The organism is Streptomyces sp. BBFR25, from assembly GCF_044590125.1.
Lineage (GTDB): Bacteria > Actinomycetota > Actinomycetes > Streptomycetales > Streptomycetaceae > Streptomyces > Streptomyces canus_D.
Map to the genome: position 1 here is coordinate 2,605,185 of NZ_CP172447.1, position 16,017 is coordinate 2,621,201.

Here is a 16,017-nt window from a genome sequence, read left to right on the forward strand (position 1 = left end):
GTGATCACCGTCCCGGCGCGAGATGTCAGACCTTTCCGATGCCGAGTGTGGTGTCGCGAGGCAGCAGGCCTGAGCCCAGGACCTCCAGCCAGAGGGGGCCCAGGAGTTCGGCGAGCCTCGCGGTGCCCTTGTCGCCGAGGGTCCGCCAGGGGGCGGCGGCCAGTTCGTCGGTGCGGCGCTCGACCTCGGCACGCAGGGTGCGGCCCGCGTCGGTCGCGGAGCCGTCGGCGTGCAGCAGCCCCCTTGCGGAGAGACGCTCGCGGGCGTCCGCCCACTCGTGCTCGGTCCAGCCGCGGCTCGTGAAGACGCCGGTCGGCGCCGCACCGATCGCGGCGAACGACACCAGCGCCTCGACCGAGTCGAGGTTCGCGGTCAGCAGCGCGGCGAGATGACCGTCGCCGCGGTGCTCGCGCAGGATCGTCGCGGCCTGCCACAGCACGAGGTGCGGCTCCGAAGGCCAGGGCAACGCGGCATTGGCGGCGGCGAGCGGGCGGCCCTCGGTGGGTGCGGCCTCCGCCGCCCGGCGGGCGAGTACTGCGGCCTCGGCGACTTCGGGGCTGTCCGCGAGCGCCCCGAAGAGCGCGCGGTAGGCCCGGCCGATGCCGCGTGTCCGGGCGTCGAGCACCTTGCCCGGCGCCGCGACGTCCCAGGCGGCGGGGATGTGCTCGGCGACCGTGCGCGGGCTGAAGCTGTAGAACGCGGAAGCCACCTGCCGGGCTCCGGGCGCTCCGAGCGGCGCCGCCCGCAGGGCGAAGTAACTCGGCCAGCGTTCGCCGGTGCGGTAGCCGAGCGACTCGACCTCCTCGAAGACCTGTGGCGCGAAGTAGAGGACGGCGTGCAGGGGCTCCAAGAGGTGCCACATCTGCCTCACACGTCCTTGGTCGTTGCTCAAGACGGCTCCCCTTGCCCTCGGCCCGCACGGCTTGTCCGGGCTCAGACTTCCTTCACCACCGAATCTTGTCAATGACTAGATGACGCTAGGCTGCCCTCATGCCCACCGAACACCCCGAACGCCCGTACCACCACGGAGACCTGCGGCGGGCCGTGCTCGACGCGGCCCTCGACGTCATCGCCGCCGAAGGGCCGGCCTCGCTGTCCCTGCGCGACCTGGCCCGCCGCGCGGGCGTCTCCCATGCGGCACCCGCGCATCACTTCAAGGATCGGGCGGGACTTCTCACCGCCATCGCCACCGAGGGCCACAGCCTCCTGTCCGCCGCACTCGCCGAGGCGGACGACCTGCGTGACCTGGGTGTCCGGTACGTGCGCTTCGCCGCCGCGCACCCGGCCCATTTCCAGATCATGTTCCGTCCCGACCTGCTGCGCCCGGACGACTCCGAACTCCTCGCGGCGCGCGAGCGAACGCGGAGCATGCTCCGTACGGCCGTGGAGGGCTACGACGACGATCCGTCCGTCGGCTTCATGGCGGCCTGGTCGATGGCCCACGGCTTCGCGACGCTGCTGCTCTCCCACAGCCTTGACGGTCTGCTGGACGGGCGGAATCCGGAAGCCGCCTTCGGGGCGCTGGCGGGCGTGATGTTCGGGCCGGTCACACGGTCCCCCTCAGCCGGATGACGGTCAATGAGGTCACGCCGCGGGGCGCTGGGCAGCCCCGGTAATTCCGGTCGCGCGGTGGTGCCGATGGGTTAGTCTGGCCGGGAATTCGCGCGGCAGGTTCTCTGCCGCCCCGCTCGGCGCGCTCGGCGTCGACACGCATCGCGTGCCCTGCCTGGAAGGAGGCGAGAGACATGGACCGTGCACAATGCGTTGCGGCCATAGTTGCCTCCGGCCGTGTGCCCTCCCTCCTCTGCGGCGCGCGGTAGCTCTTCCCCCCTTTTAGTTTCTTGTCTTCGGCATCTTCCCGAGGTGTCGCGTCTCGAGACGTCCCGGCCTGTGCGGTTCTTCGCCGCGCAGGCCGCGGGGGCGTGTCCCCGTGCTCCGCAGCCCGGCCCGTCGTCATCACCGCGACCGTTCCCGGCCGGCTCTCTCGACAGCACTTCGACACGAAACGTGCGTGATCGCCATGAGCAAGAAACGTCCCGGAGGGAAATCCCTCCCGTCCGCCCCTTCCCCGGCCACCGGCCGTTCCCCGGACCGCGAGGTTCCCGCCGCGACCGAGGTACCGGCACCGGCACCGGCCCCTGATCCGAAGCGCTGGTGGGCGCTGGCCGTCATCGCCCTCGCCCAGCTGATGGTGATCCTCGACGGCACCGTCGTGAACATCGCGCTGCCCTCCGCCCAGCACGCCCTCGGCATGTCGGACGCCGACCGGCAGTGGGTGATCACCGCCTACACGCTGGCCTTCGGCGGGCTGCTGCTGCTAGGCGGCCGGATCGCCGACCTGGTGGGCCGCAGGCGCGCCTTCGTCATCGGCCTGGCCGGGTTCGCCGCGGCCTCCGCGCTGGGCGGCGCGGCGGCCGGCCCCGGGATGCTGTTCGCGGCGCGGGCCCTGCAAGGCGCGTTCGCGGCGGTCCTGGCGCCCTCGGCCCTGTCACTGCTGGCGACGACGTTCACCGACCCCAAGGAGCGGGCCAGGGCGTTCGGCGTCTACGGCGCGCTGGCCGGCGGCGGCAGCGCGGTCGGGCTGATCGTGGGCGGCCTGCTGACCGAGTACCTGAACTGGCGCTGGTCCCTGTACGTCAACGTGCCCATCGCGCTGGCCGCCCTGCTCGGCGCACCGGTCTTCCTGCGCGACCGCCCCGGCCGCCGGGGCGGGCACCTGGACGTGCCGGGCGCGCTGCTGGGCTGCGGCGGGCTCGTCGCTCTCGTGTACGGCTTCAGCGAGGCCGAACCTCGCGGCTGGTCCAGCCCGTTCGTGCTCACGCTGCTCGTGGCCGGGGTGCTCCTGCTCGCCGCCTTCGTGTGGTGGCAGAGCCGTGCGGGAAGCCCGCTGCTGCCGCTGCGCCTCGTCAAGGACCGGGTCCGGGCCGGATCGCTCGCGACGATGGGCCTGGCCACCATCGGCATGTTCGGCGTCTTCCTGTTCCTGACGTACTACCTGCAGGTCGTCCTCGGCTACCCGCCGGTGCGGACCGGTCTGGCCTTCGTGCCGATCTCGGCCGGTATCGTCATCGGCGCGACCCAGATCGCGGCCCGCCTGCTGCCCCGCACGGCGCCGCGCATCTTGATGTCGTCCGGCATGGTGCTGGCCGCCGTCGGCATGGTGCTGCTCAGCCGCCTGACCGTGCACGCGCAGTACGTCCCGCACGTGCTGCCCGCCCTGCTGCTGCTCGGTGTGGGCATGGGCCTGACCTTCATGCCGGTCTACGCGACGGCCACCGCCGGGGTGCCCGCGCAGGACGCCGGTGTGGCCTCGGCCGTCCTCAACACCGTGCAGCAGATGGGCGCTTCGCTGGGCACCGTACTGCTCAACACCGTCGCCACCAGCGCCACCGGCCGTTACGTCGACGCGCACGAGCGCGGTCCGGCCCACGACGGCGCGACCCTCGACGCGGGCATGGTGCACGGCTTTTCCGTCGCCTACTGGTGCTCGGCGGGCGTCCTGCTGCTCGCCGCCCTGGTGGCGGGCCTCACCGTACGACCCTCCAAGGATCCTTCATGAAACCCCTGACCGAGCACGACATCCGCACCTCGTTCGTCAACTGCTCGAAGGGCGCGGCCAAACGCCTCCCCCTGCCCAAGAACCTGGCGGACCTCGACCACTGGGACGACCTGGACTTCCTGGGCTGGTCCGATCTGTCCGCGCCCGATCGCAGCTATCTCGTCGTCGAGCGCGACGCCGGACTCGTCGGCCTGTCCCTGCGCTCCGCCTCCGGCAACCGCGGCTTCCTGCGTCGCAGCATGTGCTCCCTGTGCCTGACCACGCATCCCGGCAACGGCGTCTCCCTCACGACCGCCGCCAAGGCGGGCCGGGCCGGCCGCGAGGGCAACTCGGTGGGGCTCTACATCTGTGCCGACCTGGACTGCTCGTTGTACGTACGGGGCCGGAAGAAGGCGGCACCCGGCGGGCGTATCGAGGAGTCCCTCACCGTCGAGCAGCAGATCGAGCGCCTGCGCGGCAACCTCGACGCGTTCCTGGAGCGGATCCTCCACTGAGGCCGACGGGGCGGATACGCCAGAAACCCGGCCCCGGATCGGTCCGGGAAAATCCGTGAATCTCCACAGCGTTCCTCGCTCGGCCGCACGGCCGGGGTGCGGTGGAACCGCGCGGGGCGGCCCGAGCCTCTCGCGGCACCGTACCGGGCCGTGCTCCCGGGGATGAGGTGAAGATCCGGGCGCTTTCCCTGACCGCACGCACACACCGGTGAAGTCCGCGGCGCCGGGCGGCTGCGTTCAACGGCTCGCCGATGGTGGGCCGTTGAACGCCGTGCTTTGATCGGTGCGCGGCCGCACCGCTCCCCTTCCCCACGAAAGGAACAGACCTGCCATGAACACTGTCCCCCAGGTCCAGACGGCCGAGATCTCCGACGCTGACCTGGACCAGGTGTCCGGCGGCATCGGCCTCACCGCGAGCACGGCTCTCTTCGCGGGGGACGGCGGCCTCGGTGCCGGCCTCCACGCGGAGTCCGGCCCGTTCGCCGTCACCACCGGCCTCGGCGCCTCCGCACCCTTCGGCGGCGCGGCGGCCCACGCCCACACGACGAGCGTCTGAGCCAGGTCAGGGCGCCAGAGCCCTCGCCGCCCCCACGAACCCCGTCCACGCCGTCCTGGTGACGGCGAGGCGGGAGCCGTGGGGGCGCTTGGAGTCGCGGACGTGGACGGTGGCGGAGGCTATCGCGACCTCGACGCAGTCGGTGGGTTCACTTGTATCGCTGTAGCTGCTCTTGAACCAGGCCAGGTCGGCGAGGTCTCCAGGTGTGTCCTTACGGCTCATGTCTCCCCCAGCAGTTGTTGGATGAAGGCCACTGACTCCCTGGCGGGCAGCGCCTCGGCCCGGATACTGCCATAGCGCAGTTCGAGCACTCGCAGTTGCCGGGGATCCGTGACAGGCCGACCACCGAACACATCGTCGGCCCGCCCGACCGCGGTGCCGTCCTCGAACTTGAGCACCTGCATTCGTCCGCCTCCCGGGTGGTCACCGCGAGACGTGGGCATCACCTGGATCTCCACATGCCGCAGTTGCGCCACTTCCAGCAGGTGCGCCAGCTGGCGCCGCAGCACGCCCGTGCCTCCCACAGGACGCCTCAGCGTCGCCTCCTCCTGGACGAAACTGAGTTCTGGGGCCGGGACCCGTTCGAGCATCGCTTTGCGACCCATCCGTGCGGCGACGGCGCTCTCCACCTCGTCATCGCTGAGGGCCGGCCGCCGCCTGCCGAGGAGTGCCCGCGCGTACTCCTCGGTCTGGAGAAGCCCGTGCAGGCTGTAGCTGCCGTACGAAAGCGACTCGACGGCCCGCGACTCCAGCTTCGCCAAGTCCCGCACCTGCTTGGGATACCGAACCCTCTTCACGTCCTCCCAGGCCGCGGCGATGAGGCCGCCCGCCTCAAGGACCTGGTCCGCCCTCTCCAGGTACTCCCGGCGAGGGATCCGCTTCCCGCCCTCGACCTTGTAGACGAGGTCCTCGCCGTAGCCGACCGCCACCCCGAAGTCGCCCGCCCGCATGCCCACCGCCTCGCGGCGCAGCTTCAGCTGCCTCCCCACGGTGGTGAGGACGGCCACACCCCACTCGTCGTCCGGGTCGACCTCCCAACCCGGCTCTTCCGCCTCGCCGTTCACCGGCATCCGCACCCCTCCGTCGTACGCGTCGCATCGCGTCCGCGACACGATAGAGGGGGCGTCTACGCTGCGTGACGGGAAACGGTCACTCCGTCACTCCGGCGTGGGACGCGGTCCTGTCGGCCTCCGGCACGTGTGCCGCGACCACGCGCTCGCGCCCGGGAGCCGGAGCGGTGGCCGCGTGCCGCCGGTCCACCGCCCACGCCGCCCCCGCGACCGCGAGGCCGAGGACCGCAAGGGCCGCGCCCGCCGTCGCCGGGGAGGTGACCCCGAATCCGGCGGCCAGGGCGAGGCCGCCGATCCAGGCGCCCCCGGCGTTGGCGAGGTTGAAGGCGGCCTGGTTGGCGGAGGAGGCCAGGGAGGGGGCCGCGGCGGCCTTCTCCATGACCATGAGCTGGAGCGGGGAGCCGGTGACGAAGGCGGCCATGCCGAGCAGGGCCACGGACGCGGCCGCCGTGACCGGCGTACGCATCAGCAGGGGGAAGAGGGCGAGGACCACGACCAGGGAGGCGAGGCCGCCGAAGAGGGTGCCGCGCAGGGAGTGGTCGGCCAGGCGTCCGCCCAGCAGGTTGCCCGCGGTGGCGCCGACGCCGAAGAGGGCGAGGAGCAGTGTCACGCTGGTCTCGGCGAACCCGGCGGCGTCGGTCAGCATCGGCGTGATGTAGCTGTACGCCGCGAAGAGCGCGCCGAAGCCCGCGACCGTCGTGCCCAGCGCCAGCCAGACGGGCAGGGAACGCAGGGCGGCCAGTTCGCCGCGCAGGCCCGTGGTGGGGGCGGGGGCGCTGTCGCGCGGGATGAGGAGGGCCAGCGCGGCTATCGCCGCCACGCCGATCGCGCTCACGCCGAGGAAGGTGGCCCGCCAGCCGAGCTGCTGGCCCATGGCGGTGGCGGCCGGGACGCCGACGATGTTGGCGACGGTGAGGCCGAGGAACATCAGGGAGACGGAGCGGGCCTTGCGTTCCGGCGCGACCATGCCGGTGGCGACGACCGCGCCGACGCCGAAGAAGGCGCCGTGCGGCAGGCCGCTGACGAAGCGGGCGGCCAGGAGGGAGATCTCGCCGGGGGCGACGGCCGACAGGGCGTTGCCGAGGACGAAGAGCGCCATGAGGGCGATCAGGACGGCGCGGCGGGACATCCGGGTCGTCGCCGCCGCGAGCAGCGGGGCGCCGATGACGACGCCGAGCGCGTAGGCGGAGACGAGGTGGCCGGCGGTGGGGATGGAGATGCCCAGGTCGTCCGCGACGTCGGGCAGCAGGCCCATCATCACGAACTCGGTGGTGCCGATGCCGAAGGCGCCCACGGCAAGGGCGAGCAGGGCCAGGGGCATGAAGGGTCTCGCCTTTCGAGAGCGGGGTTGCGTACGGGAGGCCGCGAGGGCCGGGCGGGGACGACTGTATGTTCCCGTACGGAACAAAGACTCTCAGGGCGGGTATTCCGCGGACGAATTCTAGGAAGCCGTTGTGTCGACCTTCACACGCGCGGCGATGGGCAGGTGGTCGCTGCCGGTCGCCGGGAGGGTCCAGCTCGTCATGGGTTCCACGCCGGTGACCAGGATCTGGTCGATGCGGGCCATCGGGAAGGACGCCGGCCAGCTGAAGCCGAAGCCGCTGCCCACGGCGCCCTGCGGGGAGCGCAGCTGGGAGGTGATCGCGGTGAGCGAGCGGTCGTTCATGGTGCCGTTGAGGTCGCCGAGGAGGATCTTGCGGGGCAGCTTCTCGTGGCCGATGGCCTCGCCGAGGGCCTCGGCGCTCTTGTCCCGCTGCCGGGCGGTGAAACCGGCCTCCAGCTTCACCCGTACGGAGGGCAGGTGGGCGACGTACACCGCGATCGGTCCGGACGGCGTGGCGACGGTGGCGCGCATCGCGCGCTTCCAGCCCAGCTCGATGTCGACCGCCTTCACGTCGCTGACCGGGTACTTGCTCCACAGCCCGACGGTGCCGACGACCGCGTGGTACGGGTACTTCGCCGCCAGCGCCTTCTCGTACGTCGGGACGGCGGACGCCTTCAGCTCCTCCAGGGCCATCACGTCCGCGCCGGCGGCGGCCACCGCGCGGGCGGTGCCCTCCGGGTCGGCGTTGTCGGCGTTGACGTTGTGCGTGGCCACGGTGAGGTCGCCGCCGGAGCCGGTCTTGTCGAAGAGCAGGCCGCCGAAGAGGTTGAGCCACACGCTGACCGGCACCACCAGCGCGATCAGGGCCGTCGCCGACTTGCGGACCAGCGCGATCACCAGCAGGACCGGGATCAGCAGGCCGAACCACGGCAGGAAGGTCTCGGTGAGGCTGCCGAGGTTGCCGATGGCGTTCGGGATGTGCGAGTGGGCGGCCATGACCGCCGACAGGAGCAGGGCGACCACGGCCGTGACCAGGCCCCGGCGCCAGATCCGCCGGTCGCCGCGCCAGCCGCCGACCGCCCGGTCGAGCAGGCGCCGAATCCGGTTCTCCCGGCGCTCGGGGTCCGAGCCGCCGCCGTCCGTCTCCGTCATGTACGCCTGCTGCGCCATACCGTTGCCTCACTGCCTGCTGTGCACACCGTCGCCCCCTGTGACTCAGCACCATAGGGGATGATCGGTTCCGATCCCGCCGTCCCTCGACGGCCGTACGGCACGAGGACGCACGGGCCGCCCCGCGGAGTTCCGCGCCGCCCCGGGACGGGCGACTCTGTGACAGAACGGGCACATTTGACCCCATGAGTCGCACTCCGACCCCGGACGGGGTACGTGACGGGGGTCCCCTAGCCGCCGGGCCGCCACAAGTGCCACCATGGAAGGGATCCGGGGACGCCGTCAGGGCGCCTCGAGATGACATGAAGGAGCCGTTGCCATGACGCAGCTTTCGGCTGCCCAGACGCCGCAGCGCACCCCCGCCGACGGGAGCAGGGCGCTGTACGGGGGCAAGATCAACCGTCGTATCACCGTCCGGGACATCACCGCCGCCAAGGAGCGCGGCGAGAAGTGGCCCATGCTCACCGCGTACGACGCCATGACCGCGTCCGTCTTCGACGAGTCCGGCATCCCGGTGATGCTCGTCGGCGACTCCGCGGGCAACTGCCACCTCGGCTACGAGACCACCGTGCCCGTCACGCTGGACGAGATGACGATGCTCTCGGCTGCGGTCGTCCGGGGCACCAGCCGCGCCCTGATCGTGGGCGACCTGCCCTTCGGTTCCTACCAGGAGGGACCGGTGCAGGCGCTGCGCTCGGCGACCCGGCTGGTGAAGGAGGCGGGCGTCGGGGCCGTGAAGCTGGAGGGCGGTGAGCGGTCGCACGAGCAGATCAAGCTGCTGGTCGAGTCCGGCATCCCCGTGATGGCGCACATCGGCCTCACCCCGCAGTCGGTCAACGCCATGGGCTACCGCGTCCAGGGCCGGGGCGAGGAAGCCGCCCAGCAGCTGCTGCGCGACGCCAAGGCGGTGCAGGACGCGGGCGCCTTCGCGGTCGTCCTCGAGCTGGTGCCGGCCGAGCTGGCCGCCGAGGTGACGCGGACCCTGCACATCCCGACGGTCGGGATCGGCGCGGGCCCGGACACCGACGCCCAGGTGCTGGTGTGGACCGACATGCTCGGGCTGACCGGCGGCCGGGTGCCGAAGTTCGTCAAGCAGTACGCCGACCTGCGCAAGGTCATGGGCGACGCGGCGAAGGCGTACGCCGAGGACGTCGTCGGCGGCACGTTCCCCCAGGACGAGCACTCCGTCCACTAGCAGACCATCGCGGTACGACACCGGCCCCGCCGATCCTCCCCCGTCGGCGGGGCCGCTCTTTGCGCCTAAACCGGCGCCGCTCTCGCGGAGCCGGTTGCTCGCCGTCGTGGTGCCTCAATTGATGGTTGCGGTGCTTGTCGGTGGGATGTCGGCGTCGTTGGCCGTGCTGTCGGTGGGATGTCGGCGGTTTGTCGGTGGGGCCTGCCATCGTCTGGGGCATGAAGCGAATCGACGACATCCCCCGGGCCGCGGACAGCGCGGTCACCGTGCGGGGGCTGGTCAAGCACTACGGCGAGACCAAGGCGCTGGACGGCGTCGACCTGGACGTGCGCGAGGGCACCGTGATGGGCGTGCTCGGGCCGAACGGCGCCGGCAAGACCACCCTCGTACGCATCCTGTCCACCCTCATCACCCCCGACTCCGGCCAGGCGCACGTCGCCGGGTACGACGTCGTACGGCAGCCGCGGCAGCTGCGCCGGGTCATAGGACTGACCGGGCAGTACGCCTCCGTGGACGAGAAGCTCCCCGGCTGGGAGAACCTCTACATGATCGGCCGGCTGCTCGACCTGTCCCGCCGGGACGCGCGCTCCCGCGCCGACGAGCTGCTGGAGCGGTTCTCGCTCACCGAGGCCGGCAAGCGGCCCGCGTCCACCTACTCCGGTGGCATGCGGCGCCGGCTCGACCTGGCGGCCTCCATGATCGGGCACCCGGCCGTGCTGTTCCTGGACGAGCCCACCACCGGCCTCGACCCGCGCACCCGCAACGAGGTGTGGGACGAGGTCAAGCGCATGGTCGGCGACGGCGTCACCGTGCTGCTCACCACCCAGTACATGGAGGAGGCCGAGCAGCTCGCCTCCGAGCTGACCGTCGTGGACCGCGGCAAGGTCATCGCGAAGGGCGGCATCGAGGAGCTGAAGGCCAAGGTCGGCGGCCGCACCCTGCGGGTCCGCCCGGCCGACCCGCTGCAGCTGCGTCCGCTCGCCGCCTACCTGGACGAGCTGGGCATCACGGGGCTCGCCAGTTCCACGGTGGACGCCGAGCGCGGTGCCGTGCTCGTGCCGATCCTCAGCGACGAGCAGCTGACGGCCGTCGTCGGCGCGGTCACCGCGCGCGGCATCACCCTCTCCGCCGTCACCACCGAACTCCCCAGCCTGGACGAGGTCTTCCTGTCCCTCACCGGCCACCGCGCCAGTGCCCCGCAGGACCCCGCCCCCACCACCGACGAAGCCCGCGAGGAGGTCGCCGTATGAGCGCCGCCACCACCACCGCTTCCGCCACCGCCGCCGACGCGCGCATCTCGCCGCGTGCGCACGTGCGGCACACCGGCGCACTGGTCCGCCGCAACCTGCTGTGGATCCGGCAGGACCCGGAGTCGATGTTCGACGCGCTGCTGATGCCGATCGTCTTCACCCTGCTGTTCGTCTACGTCTTCGGCGGCTCGATCGGCCAGGCCCTGGGCGGCGGGCAGGACGGCTATGTGCAGTACGTCATCCCCGGCATGATCGCGATGATGAGCATGACGCTGTCCCAGGGCGTCGGCACCGGCTTCAGCCAGGACTTCAACTCCGGTGTCATGGACCGCTTCCGGTCGCTGCCGATCGGGCGCGGCTCGGTGCTCTTCGCGAAGATCGCGGTCGAGATGGCCCGGATGCTGTTCGCCACCACGGTGCTGATGATCGTCGCCGTCCTGGTCGGCTTCGACATCAACCACTGGGCCGGGCTGTTCGCGGCGGTGGGTCTGTCCGCGGTGTTCGCCTCCTCGATCATGTGGGTGTTCCTCACCCTGGGCGTGGTCCTGAAGAACGCGCAGTCGGTGCAGGCGATGGGCTTCATGGTGCTGTTCCCGCTGCAGTTCGGCTCCTCGATCTTCGCGCCGACGCAGTCGATGCCGGGCTGGCTGCAGTCCTTCACCGACTACAACCCGCTGTCCACGCTCGCCGACGCGGCGCGCGGACTGATGGTGGGCGGCCCGGTCGCGCACGACCTGTGGATCACGCTCGGCTGGGCGGCCGCGATCACCGCGGTGATGGCACCGATCGCCATCCACAAGTTCCGTACGAAGACCTGAACCGCGCACGTGCGGCATGCGTCAGACGAGGGCGACGGCCTCCTTGGGGGAGAGCCGGCCGCCCTCGGCGTACGCGGCGTCGTAGGCCTCGGTGCCGAGCGCCTCGCGGACCCGCTCGACGGCCCGCCCGCGCGCGTCCCGCTCCATGCCCGTCGACACGTGCCCGGGCGGCAGCATCGCGTCGGCGGCGCCGAGGCACCGGGCACCGTCCGCGGCCCGCTCGCCGTCGTCCAGGCGGGCCAGGGCCATCGCGGCGATGGTCAAGTACGCGGAGCGCATGTGCGGGGCGATGGCCTTGGACAGCGGGTCCTCGGCCTTCTGCAGCGACTTGCGGATCCGGCTCAGACACTCCTCGTGCCGGCCCTCCAGCGTGGCGAGCCAGGCCTCGGCGGCGAGGATGAAAGCGTCGAAGACCACGAAGTGGGCGATGGAGAACTCCTCGCGCAGCAGCCGCAACTGCTCGCCGGCCTCGGCCTTGCGGCCGGTCATGCCCAGGTGCCCGGCGAGGAACAGCCGGGCCGCGGGCATCGCGCCGTTGTGGCCCGTCCCGGCAGTGCGGCCGATCACCTCGCGCAGGACGCGCTCGCCCCGCTCCGTGTCGCCCGCCTCCAGGAGCACGCTGCCGAGGCGGGCGTCGAGGATGTCCACCTGGGCGTGGGCGCCGAGCAGCTCGGCGTGCTGCGCGGCGGCCCGGTAGTCGGCGGCGGCCAGCCGGTACTCGCCGACGCGCTCGCGGGCCTCGGCCCGCCCGGAGAGTGCCTCGGCCATGCCCCAGGCGTCGCCGAGCCGGTGGTAGATCTCCAGCGACTCGTCGGCGTCGCGGACCGCGTCGCCCGCCCAGTCGGTGCGGTTGGCGAGCATGTTGGCGCGCATCTGCAGCCCGCCGGCCAGCTCCCACTCGTAGCCCGGGGTCTCGCGGCAGGTGCGCACGGTGGCGTCCATGATCACGCGCAGCCGCTCCATGTCACCGGTGAGCATCACGGCGTAGAACCAGAGCAGGCCGGGGCTGGAACAGGTCTGCGGCATGCCCGGCTCGTAGGTGGCCGCGATGGCGCGCAGCTTGTGCTGGGCCGCCGGGTTCTGCCACGCGTCCAGCTCCGTGTCCATGCAGGCGAGATGGGCCAGGTGCACCCCGCGACGGGCCTCGGCCAGCAGCTCGCCGGTCAGCGGGGGCGGGACGGAGGTGCAGCGCTCCCACACCGGCCGGGCGGGGGTGACCGGTTCGGCGAAGGGGTCCGGGCCGAGCGCCATCACCTCGACGAACCAGTTCCGGGCCTCCACCCGCAGGTCGCGCATCTGCCAGTACCAGACCAGCGACAGCGACAGGCTCAGCGCCTCCTGCTCGTCGCGCTCGGCGATGGCGTGCCGCAGCGCGGTGCGCAGGTTCTCGTACTCGCGCTCCAACCGCTCGATGGCGGCGAGCTGCCGCGCGCCGCGGAGCAACGGGTCGGTGGTGCGGGCCAGTTCGCGGTAGTACGTCAGGTGGGCGCGGGCCGCGGCCTCGCGTCCGCCGGCCTCGTCGAGGCGCTCGCCCGCGTACTCGGCGACGGTCTCCAGGAGCCGGTAGCGCATGCTCTCGCCGGACAGCCGGTCCGTCACGGGCGTGGCCACGACGAGGGACTTGTCGACGAGGGAGCCGAGGGCGTCCAGCGCGGCGGGCCCGCACACGGCCTCGGCGGCGGCGAGGTCGCAGCCGCCCGCGAAGACCGACAGCCGCCTCAGCACCTCGCGCTCGTCCTCGTCCAGCAGGTCCCAGGACCAGTCGACGACCGCGCGCAGCGTCTGCTGGCGGGGCAGGACGGTGCGGCTGCCGGAGGTGAGGAGGCGGAAGCGGTCGTCGAGCCGGTCGGCGATCTGGCGCGGGGTGAGCATGCGGAGCCGGGCGGCGGCCAGTTCGATGGCCAGCGGCAGGCCGTCGAGGCGGCGGCAGATCTCGGCGCAGGCGGCGGCGGTCTCCTCGTCGGCGTCGACGCGGAAGCCGGGCCGGGCGGCGGCGCCCCGGTCGGCGAGCAGCCGCAGCGCGGCGGGCTCGGGCAGCGGCTCCACGGGGCGCAGCGACTCCCCCGGCACGCCGAGGGGTTCGCGGCTGGTGGCGAGGACGGTCAGGTGGGGGCAGCGGGCGAGGAGTTCCTCGGTGAGGCGGGCGGCGGCGTCGACGACGTGCTCGCAGTTGTCGAGGACGATCAGCATCCGGCGACGGCCGCAGTGCTCGACGAGCCGCTCGACGGCGCCACCCTGCCCCTCGGAGCCGGTGACGGCCCGCATCTCCTCGGCACCTGCGCGGTAGAGCACGGTCTCGCGGGCACCCACGGCGGTCAGGACGGCCTCCGGTACGTCGGCGGGGTCGTCGACGGGGGCCAGCTCGGCCAGCCACACCCCGTCCCGCGCCGTGTCCCCGGCCCCCTCGGCGGCCTCCTGCGACAGCCGGGTCTTCCCGGCTCCGCCGGGACCGAGGAGGGTGACGAGCCGGGTGGCCGCCAGGTCGGCACGCAGCGCCTCCACGTCCCCGTCCCGCCCGACGAAGGAGGTGAGCCGGGCACGCAGGTTGCCCCGGGGGCGGGCTCCCTCCGGGCCGGGCGCGGCGGCGGTCCCGGGCGCCGTACCGGAGGCGGGAGCGGTGACCGGCTGCGGCCCGGCAGCGGACTGCGGACCGGGGGCGGGGGCTGTGCCGGGGGCGGGGGCTGTGCCGGGCGCGGTACCGGATCCGGGCGCGACGGCGGAACCCGGGGCCGGGCCGGCTGCCGGGGCCGGACCGGACGCGCCCCACGCACCGGACGCGGGGCCGGGGCCGGACGTCCGGCCCGGGGTCCGGCTCCGGCCCGGTGCCGGGGTGGGCGAGGGGCTGAGCAACTCCGCGTGGAGGGCGCGCAGCTCGGGTCCGGGGTCGGTGCCGAGGCGGTCGGCGAGGAGGCGGCGTACGGACTCGTAGGCGGCCAGTGCCTCGGCGGTGCGGCCGGTGTCGCGCAGGGCGCGCAGCCGCAGCGCCTGGAGGGGCTCGTCCAGGGGATGGCCGTCGCACAGCGCGGTCAGCTCGGGCAGCGAGTGCTCGGCCTGCCCGAGGTCCAGGGCGGCGGTGTGGCGGGCGCGCAGGGCGTCCAGGCGCCGGGTCGTCCAGCGGGCCGTCTCGGCGGTGCGGTCCGGCAGGTCGGGCAGGACCGGGTCGCGCCACAGCGACAGGGCGTCGTCGAGCACGACGGCGGCCTTGGCCGGGTCGCCGTCGGCGAGGGCGCGGGCGCCCTCCCCCGCGAGCCGGTCGAAGCGGTGCAGGTCGACGTCGTCGGGGGCGACGACGAGCCGGTAACCGCCGTCGGCGGAGGCGACCGAGTCCGCGCCCAGCGCCCGCCGCAGTCGCCCCACCAGCGCTTGCAGGGCACCCGGCGCGTCGGCGGGCCCGTCCCCGTCCCAGACCTCCTCCACCAGCAGTCCCGCGGGGACGGCGCGACCGGCCCGGAGGGCAAGCACGGTCAGCAGGGCACGCAGCCGCGCCCCGCCCAGCGGGACGGCCGTGCCGTCGGGACGGAGTACCTGTGTGGTGCCGAGGATGCGATAGCGCACGGGACCATTGTCCCCGCTGCCGTCGGAGCCGGTCACGGGGTTTTGGCCGCACGGCGCGGCCGGGCCTCCGCCGACCCCGGTCCCGGCGTCCCGGCGTCCCGGCGTCCCGGCGTCCCGGAACCGTCCGCCCCGCACGAGACGTTCTCCCCGTACGCCCGGTACGGTCGGGCAGTCCCGCACCCCGCGGGTGCCCGACACGCGTGCCCGACACAGTCAGGGAGTTCCATGTCCACCGCCACCGCCCGCCCCAGTGACCGGCGCATCAGTCCCGTCTTCCTCGGGATCGTCGCCGTCGCCGCGGTCACGGGCTGGGCCACCTGGACCGGGTTCGCCGAGCAGCCCGGGCTCGCCGTGTTCCTGTTCGTGACGGCCGCGTGGGTCGTCTCGCTGTGCCTGCACGAGTACGCGCACGCCCGCACCGCGCTGCACAGCGGCGACATCTCGGTCGGCGCGAAGGGCTACCTCACGCTGAACCCGGTGAAGTACACGCACGCGCTGCTCAGCATCGTCCTGCCCGTCCTCTTCGTGATCATGGGCGGGATCGGACTGCCCGGCGGTGCCGTCTTCATCGAGCGCGGGCGGATCCGGGGGCGCTGGCGGCACAGCCTCATCTCGGCGGCGGGCCCGCTGACCAACGTGCTGTTCGCCGTCGTGTGCACGGCGCCGTTCTGGCTGGACGCGCTGGACGGCGTGCCGCGCGACTTCCGGCTGGCGCTGGCGTTCCTCGCGCTGCTCCAGGTCACGGCCGCGATCCTGAACTTCCTGCCGGTGCCCGGCCTGGACGGCTACGGCGTGATCGAGCCCTGGCTGTCGTACAACGTGCGGCGGCAGGTGGAGCCGCTCGCGCCGTTCGGGCTGCTGATCGTGTTCGCGCTGCTGTGGATCCCGGCGCTCAACGGCGTGTTCTTCGACGCGATCGACGCGCTGCTGCGCGGCCTGGGGATCGGCGAGATCGACACGTACTGCGGTTTCGAGCTGTACCGCTTCTGGCAGACCGACCCGCTGTGCACGCCGGGCGGCTGACCG

At 72.9% G+C, this 16,017-nt stretch carries 14 protein-coding genes; 8 read left to right on the top strand and 6 right to left on the bottom strand.

The genetic code is table 11. From position 1 onward, the window contains the following. Positions 1-25 precede the first annotated feature (25 nt). Entirely contained in the window at positions 26-862 is an 837-nt protein-coding gene (locus ACGH52_RS11810) for a hypothetical protein (RefSeq protein ID WP_247701046.1), read from the bottom strand. 128 nt (positions 863-990) lie between these two features. Between ACGH52_RS11810 and ACGH52_RS11815 the strand changes: the two genes are divergently transcribed. The 4 genes from ACGH52_RS11815 to ACGH52_RS11830 all read left to right on the top strand — a co-directional run bounded on the left by ACGH52_RS11815 (position 991) and on the right by ACGH52_RS11830 (position 4,609). Then, complete coding sequence (locus ACGH52_RS11815) at positions 991-1,572, top strand: TetR/AcrR family transcriptional regulator (protein WP_210977280.1); 582 nt, start codon at positions 991-993, stop codon at positions 1,570-1,572. Positions 1,573-2,020: 448 nt separating this feature from the next. Further along, on the top strand, positions 2,021-3,559 hold the full coding sequence (locus ACGH52_RS11820; protein WP_399938901.1) for an MFS transporter: 1,539 nt from the start codon (positions 2,021-2,023) through the stop codon (positions 3,557-3,559). Then, positions 3,556-4,053, top strand: a complete 498-nt coding sequence (locus ACGH52_RS11825) for an FBP domain-containing protein (protein WP_059302829.1) — start codon at positions 3,556-3,558, stop codon at positions 4,051-4,053. The genes ACGH52_RS11820 and ACGH52_RS11825 overlap by 4 nt, the downstream gene beginning before the upstream one ends. A 331-nt stretch (positions 4,054-4,384) precedes the next feature. Next, the gene (locus ACGH52_RS11830; protein ID WP_059302830.1) at positions 4,385-4,609 is read left to right on the top strand and encodes a hypothetical protein; all 225 of its coding nucleotides are present in this window, start codon (positions 4,385-4,387) and stop codon (positions 4,607-4,609) included. A 6-nt stretch (positions 4,610-4,615) separates the two neighbouring features. Here the strand turns inward: ACGH52_RS11830 and ACGH52_RS11835 are convergent, their stop codons facing one another. The 4 genes from ACGH52_RS11835 to ACGH52_RS11850 form a co-directional block, all read right to left on the bottom strand. Continuing rightward, positions 4,616-4,831, bottom strand: a complete 216-nt coding sequence (locus tag ACGH52_RS11835; RefSeq protein ID WP_399938903.1) for a DUF397 domain-containing protein — start codon at positions 4,829-4,831, stop codon at positions 4,616-4,618. Next, positions 4,828-5,679, bottom strand: a complete 852-nt coding sequence (locus ACGH52_RS11840) for a helix-turn-helix transcriptional regulator (protein ID WP_210977278.1) — start codon at positions 5,677-5,679, stop codon at positions 4,828-4,830. Before ACGH52_RS11840 ends, ACGH52_RS11835 begins: the two co-directional genes overlap by 4 nt. 79 nt (positions 5,680-5,758) lie before the next feature. Further along, entirely contained in the window at positions 5,759-7,000 is a 1,242-nt protein-coding gene (locus ACGH52_RS11845) for an MFS transporter (protein ID WP_399938906.1), read from the bottom strand. 120 nt (positions 7,001-7,120) lie between these two features. Then, the gene (locus ACGH52_RS11850) at positions 7,121-8,173 is read right to left on the bottom strand and encodes an endonuclease/exonuclease/phosphatase family protein (RefSeq protein WP_399938909.1); all 1,053 of its coding nucleotides are present in this window, start codon (positions 8,171-8,173) and stop codon (positions 7,121-7,123) included. Positions 8,174-8,492: 319 nt separating this feature from the next. On the opposite strand from ACGH52_RS11850, the gene panB reads away from it, so the two are divergent. From panB to ACGH52_RS11865, 3 genes are all read left to right on the top strand, one after another. Next, on the top strand, positions 8,493-9,368 hold the full coding sequence (gene panB, locus ACGH52_RS11855; protein WP_399938912.1) for a 3-methyl-2-oxobutanoate hydroxymethyltransferase: 876 nt from the start codon (positions 8,493-8,495) through the stop codon (positions 9,366-9,368). 218 nt (positions 9,369-9,586) lie between these two features. Next, a complete protein-coding gene (locus ACGH52_RS11860; RefSeq protein ID WP_076974072.1) occupies positions 9,587-10,618 on the top strand; it encodes an ATP-binding cassette domain-containing protein in 1,032 nt (343 codons plus the stop codon). Beyond that, complete coding sequence (locus tag ACGH52_RS11865; protein ID WP_059302837.1) at positions 10,615-11,436, top strand: ABC transporter permease; 822 nt, start codon at positions 10,615-10,617, stop codon at positions 11,434-11,436. The genes ACGH52_RS11860 and ACGH52_RS11865 overlap by 4 nt, the downstream gene beginning before the upstream one ends. A 21-nt stretch (positions 11,437-11,457) precedes the next feature. Here ACGH52_RS11865 and ACGH52_RS11870 read toward each other — a convergent pair whose 3' ends face one another. Then, entirely contained in the window at positions 11,458-15,027 is a 3,570-nt protein-coding gene (locus ACGH52_RS11870; RefSeq protein WP_399938917.1) for an AfsR/SARP family transcriptional regulator, read from the bottom strand. Positions 15,028-15,216: 189 nt separating this feature from the next. On the opposite strand from ACGH52_RS11870, the gene ACGH52_RS11875 reads away from it, so the two are divergent. Next, positions 15,217-16,014, top strand: coding sequence for a site-2 protease family protein (locus ACGH52_RS11875; protein WP_059302839.1), 798 nt, complete (start codon positions 15,217-15,219; stop codon positions 16,012-16,014). Positions 16,015-16,017: the final 3 nt, after the last annotated feature.

What these genes read in the sequence shown, in the direction of transcription:
- panB (WP_399938912.1), top strand. Translation starts at nt 8,493, where the DNA reads ATGACGCAGCTTTCGGCTGCCCAGACGCCGCAGCGCACCCCCGCCGAC.
- ACGH52_RS11825 (WP_059302829.1), top strand. Translation starts at nt 3,556, where the DNA reads ATGAAACCCCTGACCGAGCACGACATCCGCACCTCGTTCGTCAACTGC.
- ACGH52_RS11865 (WP_059302837.1), top strand. Translation starts at nt 10,615, where the DNA reads ATGAGCGCCGCCACCACCACCGCTTCCGCCACCGCCGCCGACGCGCGC.
- ACGH52_RS11820 (WP_399938901.1), top strand. Translation starts at nt 2,021, where the DNA reads ATGAGCAAGAAACGTCCCGGAGGGAAATCCCTCCCGTCCGCCCCTTCC.
- ACGH52_RS11840 (WP_210977278.1), bottom strand. Translation starts at nt 5,679, where the DNA reads ATGCCGGTGAACGGCGAGGCGGAAGAGCCGGGTTGGGAGGTCGACCCG.
- ACGH52_RS11845 (WP_399938906.1), bottom strand. Translation starts at nt 7,000, where the DNA reads ATGCCCCTGGCCCTGCTCGCCCTTGCCGTGGGCGCCTTCGGCATCGGC.
- ACGH52_RS11860 (WP_076974072.1), top strand. Translation starts at nt 9,587, where the DNA reads ATGAAGCGAATCGACGACATCCCCCGGGCCGCGGACAGCGCGGTCACC.
- ACGH52_RS11835 (WP_399938903.1), bottom strand. Translation starts at nt 4,831, where the DNA reads ATGAGCCGTAAGGACACACCTGGAGACCTCGCCGACCTGGCCTGGTTC.
- ACGH52_RS11810 (WP_247701046.1), bottom strand. Translation starts at nt 862, where the DNA reads ATGTGGCACCTCTTGGAGCCCCTGCACGCCGTCCTCTACTTCGCGCCA.
- ACGH52_RS11830 (WP_059302830.1), top strand. Translation starts at nt 4,385, where the DNA reads ATGAACACTGTCCCCCAGGTCCAGACGGCCGAGATCTCCGACGCTGAC.
- ACGH52_RS11850 (WP_399938909.1), bottom strand. Translation starts at nt 8,173, where the DNA reads ATGGCGCAGCAGGCGTACATGACGGAGACGGACGGCGGCGGCTCGGAC.
- ACGH52_RS11875 (WP_059302839.1), top strand. Translation starts at nt 15,217, where the DNA reads ATGTCCACCGCCACCGCCCGCCCCAGTGACCGGCGCATCAGTCCCGTC.
- ACGH52_RS11815 (WP_210977280.1), top strand. Translation starts at nt 991, where the DNA reads ATGCCCACCGAACACCCCGAACGCCCGTACCACCACGGAGACCTGCGG.